The 16,636-nt window shown below is 60.6% G+C and carries 9 protein-coding genes; 8 read left to right on the forward strand and 1 reads right to left on the reverse strand.

The features are described 5' to 3' along the window. Nucleotides 1-938: 938 nt before the first annotated feature. From LJ738_RS18740 to LJ738_RS18750, 3 genes are all read left to right on the forward strand, one after another. A complete protein-coding gene (locus LJ738_RS18740; protein ID WP_227787881.1) occupies nucleotides 939-1,997 on the forward strand; it encodes a LacI family DNA-binding transcriptional regulator in 1,059 nt (352 codons plus the stop codon). A 135-nt stretch (nucleotides 1,998-2,132) separates the two neighbouring features. Continuing rightward, a complete protein-coding gene (locus tag LJ738_RS18745) occupies nucleotides 2,133-4,601 on the forward strand; it encodes a glycoside hydrolase family 31 protein (protein WP_227787882.1) in 2,469 nt (822 codons plus the stop codon). Nucleotides 4,602-4,747: 146 nt separating this feature from the next. Continuing rightward, nucleotides 4,748-7,513, forward strand: a complete 2,766-nt coding sequence (locus tag LJ738_RS18750) for an MGH1-like glycoside hydrolase domain-containing protein (protein ID WP_227787883.1) — start codon at nucleotides 4,748-4,750, stop codon at nucleotides 7,511-7,513. A gap of 201 nt (nucleotides 7,514-7,714) precedes the next feature. Here the strand turns inward: LJ738_RS18750 and LJ738_RS18755 are convergent, their stop codons facing one another. Then, entirely contained in the window at nucleotides 7,715-8,251 is a 537-nt protein-coding gene (locus LJ738_RS18755) for a 2'-5' RNA ligase family protein (RefSeq protein ID WP_227787884.1), read from the reverse strand. A 659-nt stretch (nucleotides 8,252-8,910) separates the two neighbouring features. Here LJ738_RS18755 and LJ738_RS18760 point away from each other — a divergent pair. From LJ738_RS18760 to LJ738_RS18780, 5 genes are all read left to right on the forward strand, one after another. Then, nucleotides 8,911-11,706 (forward strand): ATP-binding protein, encoded by a 2,796-nt coding sequence (locus tag LJ738_RS18760; protein ID WP_227787885.1) that lies wholly within the window; start codon nucleotides 8,911-8,913, stop codon nucleotides 11,704-11,706. A gap of 610 nt (nucleotides 11,707-12,316) precedes the next feature. Next, nucleotides 12,317-12,694: a response regulator transcription factor gene (locus LJ738_RS18765; protein WP_227787886.1), complete on the forward strand. Its 378-nt coding sequence runs from the start codon at nucleotides 12,317-12,319 to the stop codon at nucleotides 12,692-12,694. Nucleotides 12,695-12,823: 129 nt separating this feature from the next. After that, nucleotides 12,824-13,624: a sugar transferase gene (locus LJ738_RS18770; RefSeq protein ID WP_227787887.1), complete on the forward strand. Its 801-nt coding sequence runs from the start codon at nucleotides 12,824-12,826 to the stop codon at nucleotides 13,622-13,624. After that, entirely contained in the window at nucleotides 13,621-14,376 is a 756-nt protein-coding gene (locus LJ738_RS18775) for a TolC family protein (protein ID WP_227787888.1), read from the forward strand. The genes LJ738_RS18770 and LJ738_RS18775 overlap by 4 nt, the downstream gene beginning before the upstream one ends. A 23-nt stretch (nucleotides 14,377-14,399) precedes the next feature. After that, nucleotides 14,400-16,601 carry a GumC family protein gene (locus tag LJ738_RS18780; protein ID WP_227787889.1) on the forward strand — a complete coding sequence of 734 codons (2,202 nt, stop codon included), beginning with the start codon at nucleotides 14,400-14,402 and terminating at the stop codon, nucleotides 16,599-16,601. The last annotated feature ends 35 nt before the right edge of the window (nucleotides 16,602-16,636 follow it).

Here is a 16,636-nt window from a genome sequence, read left to right on the forward strand (position 1 = left end):
CTTGCATGTATTAGGCCTGCCGCTAGCGTTCATCCTGAGCCAAGATCAAACTCTCCATTGTAAAATGTTCTACACCCTGCCGAAGCAGGGCTGATGTCGAGTGCGAATCCGACTCGTATTTGACGAGTTTTTATTCAATGTTACGTTTGGTTGTCAACTTGCCGAAGCAAGTCTTACCATTTGTCTTTTCCAAGCATTCAAAGAACGTCTGCCCGCTCCTGTTGAGCGAACCGTGGGGCCCGAAGGCCGCTGTCTTTCTTTCCGTTTCCACCGTCTCTTTCGATTTGGGAGTGCAAAGGTAAGGAAGTTATTTGTGAATCCAAATAATTTGCTGACTTTTTTTTCTGGCTAAGGTTAGAACCTTAAAGAGAAGTGTCAGCTATTTCGACTCGCTCAGATGGTGAAATCTTTGCTAGCCGTTTGGCTCCCCTTTTCAGACTGCGTTTCCGTTTGAAGCGCTTTTCTTATTGGGGGTGCAAAGGTAGGGACAATTTCTTAGCGTGCAATACCAGCCTAACATTTCCTTCTCTTTTTTCGCTTTTTCCTCCGAGAGTGGAGTAATTCAGAAGGCAACAAATGGGCGAGTTATGGGGATTATACCCGCCTATTACCTTTATAATGAGCCTACTGCTATGCAGCTAGACCAGTCCAGAGTCCGGCGCCTTTATCTACTCTATATAGTATGCCATTCTGCAAAGAAGGGATAGCGATTGGGCTTGGGTCGAGTGGCAACAGACTGACGTGATACTGCGGGCAGTGGAGCTGAGAAATGTGGAGCTGTTTCTGGCGCTGAACAGTAGCGGCGGCAATGCGTGGCTTACTCACGCGGCAGCTTCGGGCCTGCTGATGCTATTTTACAGGAGAATCTGCTGCGGTTGTGCCCCTTTTCGGCATCTGGCAGCCGTGGGCACCTCCTCGTTCTATTACTACTCTGACTTATGGCAGCTAAGAAGCAGCAGACTTCCATCCGGGATTTAGCCCAACAGCTCAACTTATCTATTTCGACGGTTTCGCGGGCGCTGGCCGACCACCGGGATATTAGCGAGGCTACCAAGCAGCGCGTGCGGCAGCTGGCCCAGGAGTTGAGCTACCGGCCCAACCAGTTGGCAGCGGCATTGCGCAAAGGCCACAGCAAGACGCTGGGGGTTATTGTGCCCCACATTAAAGGTTACTTCTTTCCGGCCGTGATGAATGGCATTGAGAAAGTCGCGACCCGCGAAGGGTTCAATGTGATGATGTGCCAGTCGAATGAGGACCTGCACCGGGAGCAGCGCAACGTGGAGACCATGCTCGATGCGCAGGTAGAAGGCATCCTCATGTCGGTTTCGGCCACCACGCACCTCGAGGTCCAACACTTCGAGCAGGTACGACGGCAGGGGATACCGCTGGTTTTCTTTGACCGCGTGCCGGAGCTGCCGCAAAGCATGGCCGTTATTCTGGATGATTTTCAGGGCGCTTACCAGGCTGTTTCGCACCTGATTGCGCAGGGATGCACCCGCATAGCCCATATGGCCGGGCCGCAGCACCTGAATACGACCCGCAACCGGTACCTGGGCTACCGCGAGGCCCTGCGCGCTCACGGCCTGGCCTATGAAGAGCACTGGAATTACTCCCTGCCCGCGCTCACGCAGGAGGCCGGCCGCCTGGGCATGCAGCACCTGCTGGCCTTGGACTCTTCCCTTGATGCCGTTTTTGCTGCCTACGCCATTCCCACGGTGGGGGCGCTGGAGGTGCTGCGGGAGCAGTCGCTGCGCGTGCCACAGGACATTGCCCTGGCGTGCTTCAGCAACGACCCGTTTACGGCCATGACGCAGCCCCAGCTGACGGTTATCGACCAGCGGCCCGAGCAAATGGGGGAAACGGCGGTGCGGCTCTTTCTGCAGCTGCTGAAGCGGGGGCCGGTTTATATGCCGCCGCACCTTATTCTGAAGCCTGAGCTGGTTATCCGCAACTCATCGCTGCACCGTTCGCAGGAGAGCATGGTGCCGCTGCGCTAACGGCAAAGGCACTGCTAGGTGCAGCGGAGACCGGCCCGCAGTTTTATTGCTACGAATACACCTGCTGGCTGCTTGCTTTGCATGGCCGAGCCTGGCTTAGCCCAACTTTTACCCTGAATCCCCATCCCTACTGCTTTGAAGATTCCTTACCTCGTACCGCGCCCTTGGCTTTCCGGCCTCCTGTTTGCCACCGGCATGTTATTGCAAACGCCAGCTCAGGCCCAATTTTCCAAGGTGGAATCGCTGGGTGCGGTGCAGCGCACGGAGGCGGCCGGCAACACGCTGCGCCTGACTTTTGCCAACGCAACTGGCGAAGTAACGGCCTACTCGCCCACCATTCTGCGGGTGCGGCTCAGCCAGCATCCATTGGCGACGGACTTCTCTTATGCGGTGGTGGCCTCGCCAAGCACGGCGGCCCTGCGAGTGCAGGATGCGGCCGAAAGCATCACCATTACCACCGACTCGGTGCGGCTGGTGATTCAGAAGAACCCGGCACGCTTTGCTTTTTACAATGCGGCGGGGCAGCTCTTGAACCAGGACGAGGCGGGCTTGGGCACGTCGTGGGTGGGCGACGAAATCACTACGTATAAGAAGCTGCTGCCCGGGGAGCGGTTTGTGGGCCTGGGCGAAAAGACCGGCCCGCTGGACCGGCGCGGCCAGGCCTACGTGCACCAGAACACCGACAGCTATGCCTACCCTACCGGCACCGACCCGCTTTATAGCTCCATTCCGTTCTACATGGGGCTACACGATGGGCTGGCTTATGGCCTTTTCTTCGACAATTCGTACGTGGGGCAGGTCAACTTCGGGGCCAGCAACGACGACCGGTTTTCGTCGTTTGGTGCCCGGGGCGGGGAGATGAACTACTACTTAATAGGACGCCGGAAGCCCGCAGGCATTCTGGAGGACTACACCCACCTGACCGGCCGGATGCCCATGCCGGCACTCTGGGCCATCGGCTTTCAGCAGAGCCGCTATACTTATTATCCCGATACGGAGGTGAAGCGCATTGCCCAGACGTTCCGGGAAAAGAAGATTCCGCTCGACGTGCTTTACCTGGACATCCACTATATGGATGCCTACAAGATTTTTACCTGGAACCCGCAGCGCTTTCCGCAGCCTGGCAAGATGCTCAAGGACCTGAAAGGCTTGGGCGTGCACATGGCGGTAATAGTGGACCCGGGCATGAAAACCGAAGCGGGCTACAAGCAGTGGGAAGACGGCAAAGCCCGCGACCTGTACGTGAAATACCCCGACGGCACCAACTTCCGTGCGGCGGTGTGGCCGGGCCTGTGCAATTTTCCAGACTTCACCCTGCCCGCCGCCCGCCAGTGGTGGGGGCAGCAGTTTCAGGGCCTCGTCCGGGACGGGGTGGAAGGGTTTTGGAACGACATGAACGAGATGTCGACCTGGGGCAACCAACTGCCCAGCAACATGCTGTTTAACTACGACGGCCACGGCGCGACCACCAACGCCGCCCGCAACGTGTACGGCCTGCAGATGGCCCGCAGCACCTACGAAGGCACGCGCAAGCTGATGGGGGGCCGCCGGCCGCTCATCCTGACGCGGGCCGGCTACGCAGGCCTGCAGCGCTACACCGCCATCTGGACTGGCGACAACGTGAGCACCGACGACCACATGCTAGCCGGCGTGCGCCTGGTAAACAGCCTGGGTCTGAGCGGCGTGGCCAACGCCGGCATGGACGTGGGCGGCTTTGTAGCATCGCCGCCGCCGACGGGCGAACTGTTCACCCGCTGGATGTCGATTGGTGCGTTCACGCCTTTTTTCCGGGCCCATAGCGCCGTGAATACCAAGGCGGCCGAGCCGTGGGCGTTTGGGGAAGACTACACGGACATCAACCGCGACTACGTGCAGCTGCGCTACAACCTGCTGCCTTACGTATACTCGGCCTTCTACGAGGCCACGCAGAATGGCCTGCCGGTGCAGCGGTCGCTGGCACTCGACTACCCGCACGACGGCCAGATTTACGACGGGCAATTCCAGAACGAGTACCAGTTTGGGCCGGGGCTACTGGTAGCGCCGGTAGCCAGCACGCTGCAAGCCGCCAAGGTGTACCTGCCGGCCGGCCGCTGGTACGATTTCTACAGCGACGAGCTGCACGCCGGGGGCAAGGCGGCTTACGTGCCCTCGCCGCTCGACCGCCTGCCCGTGTTTGTGCGCGGGGGTAGCATCATCCCGATGCAGAGCCCGGTGCAGTACACCGCGCAGGCTCCGCTCGATACGCTGTACCTGCACGTGTACCAGGGCGAGGCGCCCAGCTCCTACGTGTACTACGAAGACGACGGTACGACCTACAACCACGAGAAAGGCCAGTTCTTCAAGCGCACCATCAAGCTGGACCCCACGGCGCACACCCTGGAACTAGGCCCCGTGCAGGGCTCGTCGAAATCGAAGTTTAAGCACGTAGAGGTGCTCTTTCACGGCTTCGGGGCCTTGCCCGACCTACAGGCCGACGGTAAAGCCCTCAAGCCGCAATCGCGCATTTCCTATCTGCAGAAACCCGCAAGCCTGTCGGGGGAGCATACCACGAACCCGGCGGTGACGGTGCGGAATGCCCCGGGCGCCGTCCGCTTGAAATGGTGAGAGCGGGCCGCTGGCTCTATCGTTCAGCCGGCTAAAGTTTAGCTCAATTTAAGTAGGCTCGTCGCTCCTGCCCCACCCCGGCCAGACTTGTGCCACGGCCTGAAACATTGCCGCAGCCGGCGCCCTTTTGCTTTTACTGTTATCTTATGAAATACTTTCCCGGCCTCGCGAGCCTCGTGCTGGTGCCTGCCTTGATGAGTTCCTGCCAGATGCAAAAGTCTACCACTGCTGCAACAACCGCTCCGGCGGCTGGTGGGTCGCAAGCCCTACCGGCGGATGCGCCCGTATGGCAGTCGGGCGAGTACGCACTCTACCGCGACCGGGTGGTGCAGGGTCCCTACACGGCCCGGGCGCTGTCGGCCACGGAGCTTACCTCGGATTACAAGAGCCCAGCCAATGCGTTTCAGAGCCCGCGGATAGAATTCAAATTCAGCCTCAACGGCAAGGACAACGAGCTGGCGCCGGGCCAGAACCACCTGTTTGTGGCCCTGCCCAAAGCCGGTGAGGCGGCCCAAGCGCTGGAAACGCCCGTGCTCACCTTCGGTAAGCACTTTGAGGACCCCACGCCGGTGCCGGCCAATACGTACCTGGCCCCCAATACTTCGCTGAAAATCAGGCTGGACCTGCGGCCGGTGCTGGCGGCATTTAAGCAGCAGGGCTTTTACACGACTTATAAGGGCGACAAGCTGTACCAGCAGGACTTCAAGCACGTGTTTGTGGCGGGCAGCACGGCGCCGTTGAGCTGGGACTTCGACAACCTGGTGAATAAACCTGAGCTGGAGCTGAAGGACCCCGACGGCAACGGCATTTACGAGGTAACGCTGCTGCTGAATGCGCCGCAGGATGCCAAAAGCACGGCCGGTCAGTGGAAGCAATCCATTAATACGGCCGACTTCCCGCAGTACACGTCCGAGTACCCGCTGGCCGATGCTCTCTACAACTTGGCCCTGGAAGAAGCCCGCCGGGCGGTGGAGCCCGACAGCACGTTCCGCACCGGCAAGGAGTGGGCCGGTGTCTGGACCCGCGACATCAGCTACAGCATCATCCTGGCGCAGGCCGCGCTGCAGCCCCGCTCGGCCATGAAAAGCCTGATGCGCAAGGTGAGCCCCGGGGGGCGCATCATCCAGGACACGGGCACGGGCGGGGCCTACCCTTGCTCCACCGACCGCATTATCTGGGCCACGGCGGCCTGGGAAATCTTCAAAGTAACCGGCGACCAGGCCTGGCTCCGGCAGGTGTATCCCATCATCAGGGAGTCCATCGCCGACGACCAGCTCAATGCCTACGACCCCGCCACGGGGCTGGTGCGCGGCGAGTCGTCGTTTCTGGACTGGCGCGAGCAGACGTATCCGCGCTGGATGCAGCCGGTGGACATCTACCAGTCGGAAAACCTGGGCACCAACGCCGTGCACTACCACGCCAACGTGGTGCTGGCCCAAATGGCCCAGCAGCTCGGCAAAACGGCCGTGGCCAGTGCGCACGAAAAATTAGCCCAACGCATCAAGCAGGGCATCAACGAGCACCTCTGGCAGGCCGACCGCGGCTACTACGGCCAGTACCTGTACGGCCGGAATTTCCTGGTGCTGTCGCCCCGCGCCGAGGGCCTGGGGGAAGCCCTGAGCGTGCTTTTTGGAGTGGCTGATGGCGAGCGGGCCCAGCAAGTGGTGGCCAAGACGCCCACCACGCCCTACGGCATTCCGTGCATCTACCCGCAGATTCCGGGCATTCCGCCCTACCACAATAATGCCGTGTGGCCCTTTGTGCAAAGCTTCTGGGCGCTGGCAGCGGCCAAGGCCGGCAACGAACAGTCGGTAATGGAAAGCATTTCGGCCGTGTATCGCCCGGCGGCACTGTTTCTCACCAACAAGGAAAACTTTGTAGCTGAAAACGGCGACTACGCCGGCACCCAAATCAACTCCAGCAACATGCTCTGGAGCCTTTCGGGCAGCCTGGGCCTGGTGTACAAGGTGCTGTTTGGCATGGAGTGGCAGCCCAACCGCTTGGTGTTTCATCCATTTGTGCCGCAGGCTTTGCAAGGCACCCGCCAGCTCACCGGCCTTCACTATCGCGGGGCCGTGCTCGACATCAGCCTGCAAGGCTACGGCAACCAGATTAGCAGCATCACGCTCGACGGCCAGCCCCTGCCCGAGGCGGCCGTGCCCGCGACGCTCACCGGCCACCATGCCGTGCGTATTGAGCTGCGCAACGAAGCGCCGCAGTCCGGCCCAGTGGCGCGGGTTGCCAACCTCTTCTCGCCCGAAACGCCGGACGTGGCCTACGCCAACGGGCACCTGCATTGGGCCGCGCAGCCCGACGTGAAATCGTACAAGGTGTTGAAAAACGGCCAGCAGTTGACCAACGTTACCACAACGGAACTAGCGGTGCCGGCGGCCTCCGCGTATGCCGAATACCAGGTTGTTGCCGTGGGCGCTACTGGCCTGGAGTCATTTGCCAGCGAGCCGTTGTTCATTGAAAAAGCTGGCCTGCACCGGCAATACCAGGTGGAAGCGGTGACCCCGAAAGCTGCCCATCCCTACAAGGGCTTCAGCGGCGCGGGCTTCGTAGAAATCAGCAAATCGCTGAATACTTCCCTGACCCTGCCCGTGCAGGTGCTCGAAACCGGACTCTACGCCGTGGACTTCCGCTACGCCAACGGCAACGGCCCCACCAATACCAACAACCAGTGCGCCATTCGCACCCTGCGGATGGGAGCGCAGCGGCTGGGCACCATCGTGCTGCCCCAGCGGGGCGTGGCCGAATGGTCGAACTGGGGCTTTACCAATGCCGTGTTGGTATACCTCGACAAAGGCAGCCACCGCCTCACCCTGGCCTTTGAGCCCGCCAATGAGAACATGAACGGTCAGGTAAATCAGGCCATGCTCGACTACCTGCGCCTGACGCGGGTGCAATAAAGGTCTTGTTGCGGCTTAAGGCGCCCCTTGCTTAGAAGCTATTGGGGCAAGAACGTGGTAGAGACGCGACACTTCGCGTCTCCTCGTGCGGGCTGCGTGGGTGTCGTTCAACAGGGAAACGCGAAGTGTCGCATCTCTACACCCTGCTGGCATTCCGACAAGTGGAGCTAAATCACCACGTAGCTCACCTCCCGATTCAGCTCAATTCAGCTCAAAAGTTGCGCGGGGCTGCCATTTCCGCCCATCGTGGCGGAAGAGGGTGAGACTATGCACCGGAAACGTAGCCGCGTAGGCGCGAGCCGCAAATAACTGGCGCAGCTCCGGCACCTGCGCGCGGGGCAGGTCGCGGGTAGCCAGCGTAAGGTGGGGCGTAAATGGGCGGCTCTCCACCGGAACTTCCGGCAGGTGAGTGGCGCACCAATCGGTAAGAGCCTCGTGCAGCTTTTGCAGCGCAGCCGCCTCGCTCACCCGCACAAAAAGCGTCCGGTTTCCAAACCAAGCAAACCCATTTAGCCCAACGGATAGGGCGCGCTGGGTCTGGGCAAAAGCAGCAAGGGCCGCGATGCATTTCTCCTCAAAATCCGCATTCTGGCGCAGTGGCGGGATAAGCGTGATGTGGGGCGGCAGATTCACGGCGTTGCGGCTTCCGGTGAGCCGGTGCACTTCCTGCTTCATGGCCCAGATTTCCGAAAACACGGGTTCTGGCGGTAGCAGCGCCAGCAGGTAGAGCGTGGTCATAGGTTAGGAATGGAATTCCGGGGCTTGTACGAGGGCTTGAGCCAACGGGTCAGCAGCCACTTCTGCGGCCTATACTTTTCCTGGCCATAGCCTAGTGGTGCACCCCTGTGTGGCCGTTGCAGACCGGGTGGCCCATCAGCGCCGTGAGAAGATTTGAGAGGATTGAAACCTGCAGGATTTACGTAAAAAGACGGACGCAAATCAGTAGTTGCGGGCTGTTTTTACTGCAGGATTTAGTTGAAATTTGTTATATTCAACCATGAAATAATATTGCTTACCCTGCCCAGTGCTCTGCCGTCCACTCACTAGGGGTGGCCACCTGCCTTGCAGACGGTTTTTGGGTGCTGCCAAAACAGGACCCTCCTTTTACACCCTAACAGCTCAAACAGCTCACTTATACACTCGGCTCGTCCAATCGGCCCTGTTAGGTTGGCAATCCATTTCCAGCTGGCGGCTTCAAGGTCATTTGCACTGCTACCTAATGCTCTTCGGTTTGCTCGTGGGTGGCGGAGGGAACGGGGCCTGGCCTACTCTGGGCCAAGCAGGGCTGGGAATTTTACACCCGGGGCAGCCGCCCCGCGGAGACCGGTAATCCGCCGGCCTTTTACCAGTGCCTGCTTTGCCTCTGGGCACGGCGGGCACTTCAGCTTTGTGTGAGGATGGAAAAGAAATCCAGGGTCGAATTGAAGGAGAGGCGCCGTGCCTCCAGAATAAAAGTGCGGGTGCTGCTCAACCGGGTGACGTACCTGGAAGAGCGCCTGCGCCAGGAAAGGCGCATGAGCCAGGAACTGCGCGAACAGCTGGCCCTGCGCAAGGTCTTTATCAATCAGATGGCGCAAGCCCTGCCCGCGGCGCTGTACCTCTACAGCCTGGCCGAGCAGACGGAAGTATTCTTCAACGACCGGCTGTACCAGATGCTGCAGTACCCGCCGGAGGAAATAGGCGGGTTGAAGCCGCGTCTGCTGGACGCCCTGCTGCACCCCGACGACAAGCCGCGGCTGCTCCTGCACCACGAGCAGCTGCGCAATGCTCCCGTGGGCCCGCCCGGGCAGATTGAGCTGCGCCTCCGGGCCCGGAACGGGCAGTGGACCTGGGTGCGGGTGCAGGACACGGTGTTTGCGCGCGATGCCAACGGCCGCGTCGAGCAGCTGCTGGGCACCATTCAGGACATTCACGCAGAGAAGGCGTTTACCGAGCAGCTCCTCGCGCAGAAGGACTTTTTCGAAATCATTCTCAACAACATTCCCGCGGGTATTTCGGTGTTCGACGCAACCCAAACCTGCCGGTTTGTGAACCAGCGGGAAGTGCCCAGCGCCGCCCTGCAGCAACAGCTGGTGGGGCAGGACTTGGCCGCGTATTGCCAGGCCCAGCCATGGGAAGAAGCCGCCATTGCCCGCCATCACGCGCAATTCCATCGCGCGCTGGAAACCCGGCAGGAGGTGGCCTGGGAAGAAAGCCCCACGCCTAACGTGCCCACCCACCGCCTGCGCAAGTGCTATCCTGTGCTGGGCGCCACCGGGGAGGTGGCCTACCTCATCGGCTACGGGGTCGACATCACCCAGCGCAAGCAAATTGAGCAGCAGCTGGCCAACGAGCAGGCCCTGGTGCGGCAAGTCATCGCCGCCAACCCCAACCCCATGTGCGTGCAGGATGAATCGGGCACCTACATTCTGGCCAACGAGGCCTACGCCCAGCTCCACAACCTGAGCATGACCGAGCTACTGGGCCATACGGCGCTGGCCACCGATTCGCTGGCCCAAGACCTGGCCTTGCTGGAAAGCGGCACCAGCGTCAGCTTTGAGGCGCTGCACACCCACCACCTGGACGGGCAGGAGGCGTGGTACCACACCACGAAAAAGCCCTTTATCCGGCCCGACGGCACCCGGTACCTGCTCACCATTGCCACCGACATCACCGATTTGAAGCGTGCCCGCGTCACGGCCGAGGAATCGATGCGGGCCAAGGAGATATTTCTGGCCAACATGAGTCACGAAATTCGCACGCCCATGAACGGCATCGTCGGGCTTTCGCGGCTGCTGAAAAAGCAGGTGACCGCCCCCGAGCAACGCGAATACCTCGACCTTGTCCTCTCGAACGCGGAAAGCCTGCTGGTCGTCATCAACGACATCCTCGACTTCGCCAAAATCGAGTCGGGCAAGGTGGACCTGGAAAGCATTCCCTTCGATGTGGGCGCGGCGGTGCACGCCGCCACCAAGTCGCTCGGTTTCCAGGCCGAGGCGAAGGGCCTGAGCCTGCAAGCAGAAGTGGAAGACGAGCCCCTGCCAACGGTGGAAGGCGACCCCGGACGCCTTAACCAGGTGCTGGTGAACCTGATTAACAACGCCATCAAGTTCACCAGCACCGGCGAAGTGCTGGTGACCGCGGGGGTAGCCCACCAGGAAGAGGGCCGGGTGCACCTGCGGTTTTGTGTGGAAGACACCGGCATTGGCATCAGCCCCGATAAGTTCGACCAGGTGTTCAAGAGCTTCGGGCAGGCCAATACCAGCACCAACCGGCTGTATGGGGGCACGGGGCTGGGGCTGGCCATCTGCAAAAGCCTGGTTGAGCTGCAAGGTGGCCGCATCTGGCTCGACAGCCAGCCGGGGGCGGGCAGCCGGTTTTACGTTCAGCTGCCCTACCGCGTGAGCGAGCAGCCGCCGCTGGAGCAGCACCCGCCGCAGCCCCTGGCAGCGGGCTTGCTCCAGGGCCTGCGGGTGCTGCTGGTGGAAGACAACTCGGTGAACACCTTCCTGGCGCGGGCGCTGCTGCGGCTGTGGGAGGTAGAGGCCGACGTGGCCAGCGACGGCGAGCAGGCCGTGGCCATGGCCCACGGCAGGGCGTATGATTTGATTCTAATGGACATCCAGATGCCGCGCATGAACGGCCTCGACGCCACCCGGCACCTGCGGCACGTGCCCAACCCCAACCAGCACACCCCCATCATTGCCCTCACGGCCAACGCCATAAAATGTGACCTGGACTCGTATGCCCAGGCCGGATTTACCGATTGCCTGGTGAAGCCGTACCACGAAAACAGCCTGTACCTCATCATTGCCCGCAACACGGGCCGGGCCTCGCGGGCGCCGGCCTCGCTCGCGCCCGTAGCGGCGCCGGCTACGCCCCTCTTTGGCTTCGAGGGACTGGGCCGGCTGGCGCAGGACGCCGCCTTTGTGCGCAAGATGCAGCAGCTTTTCGTCGATACCGTGCCGGGCCAGGTGGCCCAGCTCGGCGCGGCCGTGGCCTGCCAGGATTGGGCGGCGGCGCAGCTGCTGGTGCACACCCTAAAATCGACATATGGCAACTTGCAGATAAGTGAAGCGCAACGGTATATGAAAAAATTCGAAGAAGTTTTACAAAAAAATCCGGAGCCCGCCGTGCTGGCAAACCTCCTCCGTACAACCAGTAGAATAACAAATCAGATTACTGATGTATTCACAATTCAACTTAGCCAATAGCCGGAGCCACTTCATTTATTACCATTTGAATACAAGGCTGTTAAGCAAAGTAATTTTTCACAAACCCGCTATTTATCAATTCGCAATCCGCTCTCAGAATCTTGATAAATCAAGCTCATCCAATGGTGAATGCCTCGTGCGTGCCCATGCTCCTGCTTACCGTATTTTTTTGCTCGTCCACCATATCCATGTACGGAAATTAGACCGTATAATTGTGTAGAGCTGCACAAGTAAGCCCCCGGTCCCAGCCACCATCCTCTGGCGACGCCGTCCCATCCTTCCAAACCCACCCACTATTTTCTGAGGCTTTCAAGCCTCCGGCTTCGGCATGCCCATGCCTCAACAGTATTGGCATTTATTCAATATTATTATTTCACTATTTATTACTTATTGCAATCATTTATAGGAAATCATAAAGAAATCTGACTACACCAACGCGCTTTGATTCCCTGCCCACACCGCTTCGCGGGGGCAAGCGGGAATTCCGAAGCCCCTCCCGTTCTCCCGCTTGGCTCCTCCGATAGCGACTTCATCGTGAAGGGAGGCCATTCGCCCGGGTATCGGATAGCGCGTCCTCCACCCTGCCCACGAAACAAACTTGGTTATGAATATGAAGAAGAAACTACTGGTTATCGACGATGAACCTGCTATTCAATTAATTCTGGAGCACTTTTTCTCCACAGAATACGAAGTTGTGCTCACGGCCAATGGCCGGGAAGCCCTGGCGTGGCTGCAGAACAGTACCCGGGTCGACGTGATTGTGGCGGACTACGAAATGCCGCTCATGAACGGCCTGGATTTCGTGCGTGAGCTGCGCGCATCGCCGGTGCATGAGAACACGCCGCTGCTCATGCTGTCCGGTACCGACGAGACTAGCAAGAAGATTTTGTGCCTCAAGCAAGGCGCCGATGACTACTTGGTAAAGCCATTCAACCCCGAAGAGCTGGAAATCAGAATCAAAAAGATACTGAGCAGGGTCAGCGCCTAATCGGCTGACTGCTTGGGGCTCCGGCCCGGTCTGATTTCTCATTTCCTAAGCATCAGTTGTATGGAAGCCATTTTAAAAAATAGCTATGCTGCTAAATCACCTGCGCCCTTGCTACCCCAGTGGCGCCCCTTGCTTCGCTACCGAAATGGGGCAGGCGCGACGGCCGGCAGGGCCCGGCGCGCGGCCCGCTCCATCCCGGTGGGCAAGCGGCTGTTTGACCTGGCGTTGGCGCTAGGGTGCCTGCTGTGCCTGCTGCCCGTGTTTGCGGTGGTGGCGCTGCTCATCAAGCTGGAGTCGCGCGGGCCCGTGTTCTATTATTCCTACCGCGTGGGGACGGGCTACCGGGTGTTCCGGTTCTGGAAATTCCGCTCGATGCGCCAGGATGCCGACCAGCTCCTGCCCGACATGAAGGGCCAAAACCAGTACCAGGCCACCGGCCCGGCTCCCGCCGAACCCAACACCTGTGCCTGTGGCGGAGGTGGGTGCCAGGCGCCGCTCATCGACAAAAGCGGCCAGGTGGTGTGTGAGAAGCATTACCGCGCGCTGCAGAAAACCAACGGCGCGCCGGCGTTCATCAAAATTGCAAACGACCCGCGCGTGACCCGGGTGGGTGCGTTCATGCGCAACACCAGCATCGACGAATTGCCCCAGCTGTTCAACGTGCTGTGGGGCGACATGTCGATAGTGGGCAACCGGCCGCTGCCCCTCTACGAAGCCGAGAAGCTGACCACCGACCAGTTTGCCGCCCGGTTTCTGGCCCCGGCGGGCATCACGGGGCTGTGGCAGGTGAGCAAGCGCGGCCGGGCCGGCATGTCGGAAGACGAGCGCAAAGCGCTGGATTTGGAATACGCCCGCAGCCATTCCCTGAAAGGCGATTTGCTTATCCTGCTCAAAACCATCCCGGCGCTCATTCAACAGGAAAACGTATGATGAGAAAGACATTGGCAATTCTGCTGGGGCTGGCGATGACCCCGGGCTGGGGCCAGGCGCTCCCGGCCAAAACGGACCCCGAGGCGACGATTTTCTTCAGCGAGCCGGCGAAGGTGCTGCCGCGCTTATACGAGGCCGCCATTAAGCACTCGGCCGAAGTGGCGCGCCTGGAAGCCGGCCGCGGCGTGGCCACCGAAGACCTCAAGCTGAGCCGCAAACGCCTCCTGAACATGGTATCGGTGATGTCGAGCTACAACTACGGCTCGCTGCCCTACTTCGCCACGGCCGATGCCACGTCGCGGCCCGTGTACATGATGAACCCGTTCTCCCAGGGGGCGCGGGCCGTGTATTCGGCCGGGGTGAACCTGGCCGTGCCGCTGGACCTGGTGGCGGGCCGGCGCAGCACCCAGCACCGCCAGGAGCTGCTGGTAACCAAGGCCGAGGCCGAGCGCAACGAGGCCGAAATGAAAATCCGGGCGGAGGTGATTGCGCAGTACCAGGCGCTGGTGCTGGCCCGAATCGGCATGCAGCACTACCAGGACGCCCTGCAGTCGGCGAGTGTCAACAAGAAAATAGCCGACAAGAAATTCCGCGAAGGCGAGATTCAGGTCAGTGAGCAAATCACGGCCATTGACTTCTACAACAAGGCAGCGCTGGCCGACGCGGAAGCCAAAAACAGCTATCAGACGGCCGTGCTGCTGATGGAAAACATGATTGGCATGCCCATCAACACCCTAACGCTAGGAAAATGACAGCCAAAGAGTTTCTTCGACTTATGCGGCGGCACTGGCTGCTGCTGCTGCTCGTGCCGGTGACCACGGCGGGGTCTATTTATTTCTTTTCGCGGTTTCAGGACCGGAAATACAAGTCCGACACGGTGATTTACACCGGCATTGCCTCGGGCTACAAGATTGAGGGCGGCAACAACGACGCGGGCGGCAACTGGAATGCCACCAGTACGGCCTTCGACAACCTGCTCACGCTGGTGAACTCGCGCGACACGCGCCAGGAGGTGAGCCTGCGGCTGCTGGCCTGGCGCCTGATGCAGGACCCGATGCGTCTGACGCGCCCTGCCCAGGGGGTGTCCAACGTGACGGCAGCCTTTCTCGAGGAGCTGCTGGGCGGGCCCACCGCCGAGACCGACAAGCTGCTGCCTCCGCGCGTGCGGTCCCGCCTCACTGGCAACACCCTGGCCGAAACCATGGCCCGCCTACGGGCGGCCTACCAGGAAGGACCCCGCAACCCGGTGAACAAACTGGTGAACTCCAAAGCGCCGCTGTATTCCGAAACCGCGCTGGAAGGCATCACGGCCTCGCGGGTGAAGGACAGCGACCTGGTGCAGGTGGAGTACACCACCACCGACCCGGTGGTGTGCCAGAAGACCCTGGAGATTCTGACCCAAGTGTTTATCCGCAAGCACAAGGAACTGTTCACGGGGCAGAACGAAACGGTGATTGGCTACTTCGACCAGGCTGCCCAGAAGGCCTACCAGCGCCTGCAGGCGGCCGAGCAGCGGTTGCTGGAGTTCCACCAGAAGCACAACCTGGTGGACTACGACAAGCAAATCCTGGCATCGACCGATGAAAAGCAGCTTTCGGCCGACAAGTACAACCAGCTCGAGATGCAGTATGCCGGCGCCTTCTCCCAGCTGAAATCGGTGGAAACGACCCTGAGCAAGCGCGGCGTTTCCAGCTTAAAAAGCCAGGAGATTATCCGGCTGCGCAACCAGCTCTCGGGCCTGAGCAGCCAGATTGCCGAGCTGGAACTGGTGGGCAGCACGGTGCCAGGGGCCCCGGCCCGCCTGGCGAGCCTCAAGCAGCAAGCCGAGCAGCTGACCAACAAAATAGGCGACGCGGTGAACAGTGAATACGCCAGCTCGCACTCGGTGCAGGGCGTGAACGTGAAGGACCTGCTGGGCGACTACACCAAAAACGCCCTGCTGGTGGAAGACCTGAAAAGCCAGCTCAACCTGATGCGCCAGCAAAAGCAGACGGTAGCGGGGCAGTACAACGCACTGGTGCCGCTGGGCGCCGAAATCCGAAAAATCCGGCGGGAGGTGGAAGTAGCCGAGAAGGAATACCTCTCCCAAATGGAAGGGCTGAAACAGAGCAAGCTCTCGCAGCAAAACGGGTTGCTCGCCTCGCAGCTGCGCGTGGTAGACCCGCCCTATCTGCCCACCCGGAGCACCGGCTCCAAGCTGCTGCTGTTGCTGATTGGCGGGGTGGTGGGCTCGTTTCTGCTCACCGGGGCCGGTTTGGTCACGGCGGCCATGCTCGATACCTCGCTGCAAAACCCGGCCCACGCCGCGGCGGTGACCACCTTTCCGGTGGCCGGCATCATTCCCAAGCCCACACGCCCCTCGGCCGGCCCGCCGCCCTACGCTAAGCGGGCCGAAGACCACCTGGCCCGGCACCTGCTGCTCAAGTTCCAGCACAAGGCCAGCACCGACAAGCCCTACGTGATTGGGGTGCTGAGCAGCCAGAGCGCCGAGGGCAAAACCGAAGTGTGCAGCAGCCTGGCCGCCAGCCTGAGCGAAATGGGCATCAACACGCTGAGCTTGTTTCCCAGCGACCACGTGCTGCAGATTATGCCCCACGACGGCATTCAGTTTTACTCCCCGCTGCAGGGGCTCACGCAGGGCGTGCGGGTAGAAGACATTGCCACCAAGTACGTGCCCGGCGAGGCAGTTATCATCGTGGAATTTCCGGCGCTACTCGAATCCACGTACCCTGCCTCGCTGCTGCAGGACCTGGACCTGATTCTGGTGGCGGTGCGCGCCGAACGCTCGTGGCTGCCGGCCGACCGGCAGATATTCCAGAGCATCCGCACGGTCACGAAGGCGCCCATCGAAATTGTGCTCAACGGTGTGCTGCCCGAATACGTGGCCGAGTTCATCGGGGCCCGCGCCCGGCCCACTGCCGCCCCCGCTTTCCGCCCGGCCTTGCCACCCCACCCCTCCCAGCCCTTGCTGAACTAACGGAGCCCTTTCCTGCCTCATTCACCCGTAAGCCA

Origin of the sequence: Hymenobacter plasmatis, assembly GCF_020711255.1 — a bacterium.
Classification (GTDB): Bacteria; Bacteroidota; Bacteroidia; order Cytophagales; family Hymenobacteraceae; genus Hymenobacter.

Excerpts from the sequence above, each read along its gene's own strand:
- LJ738_RS18740 (WP_227787881.1), top strand. The coding sequence starts at position 939 with ATGGCAGCTAAGAAGCAGCAGACTTCCATCCGGGATTTAGCCCAACAG.
- LJ738_RS18750 (WP_227787883.1), top strand. The coding sequence starts at position 4,748 with ATGAAATACTTTCCCGGCCTCGCGAGCCTCGTGCTGGTGCCTGCCTTG.
- LJ738_RS18755 (WP_227787884.1), bottom strand. The coding sequence starts at position 8,251 with ATGACCACGCTCTACCTGCTGGCGCTGCTACCGCCAGAACCCGTGTTT.
- LJ738_RS18760 (WP_227787885.1), top strand. The coding sequence starts at position 8,911 with ATGGAAAAGAAATCCAGGGTCGAATTGAAGGAGAGGCGCCGTGCCTCC.
- LJ738_RS18765 (WP_227787886.1), top strand. The coding sequence starts at position 12,317 with ATGAAGAAGAAACTACTGGTTATCGACGATGAACCTGCTATTCAATTA.
- LJ738_RS18775 (WP_227787888.1), top strand. The coding sequence starts at position 13,621 with ATGATGAGAAAGACATTGGCAATTCTGCTGGGGCTGGCGATGACCCCG.
- LJ738_RS18780 (WP_227787889.1), top strand. The coding sequence starts at position 14,400 with ATGCGGCGGCACTGGCTGCTGCTGCTGCTCGTGCCGGTGACCACGGCG.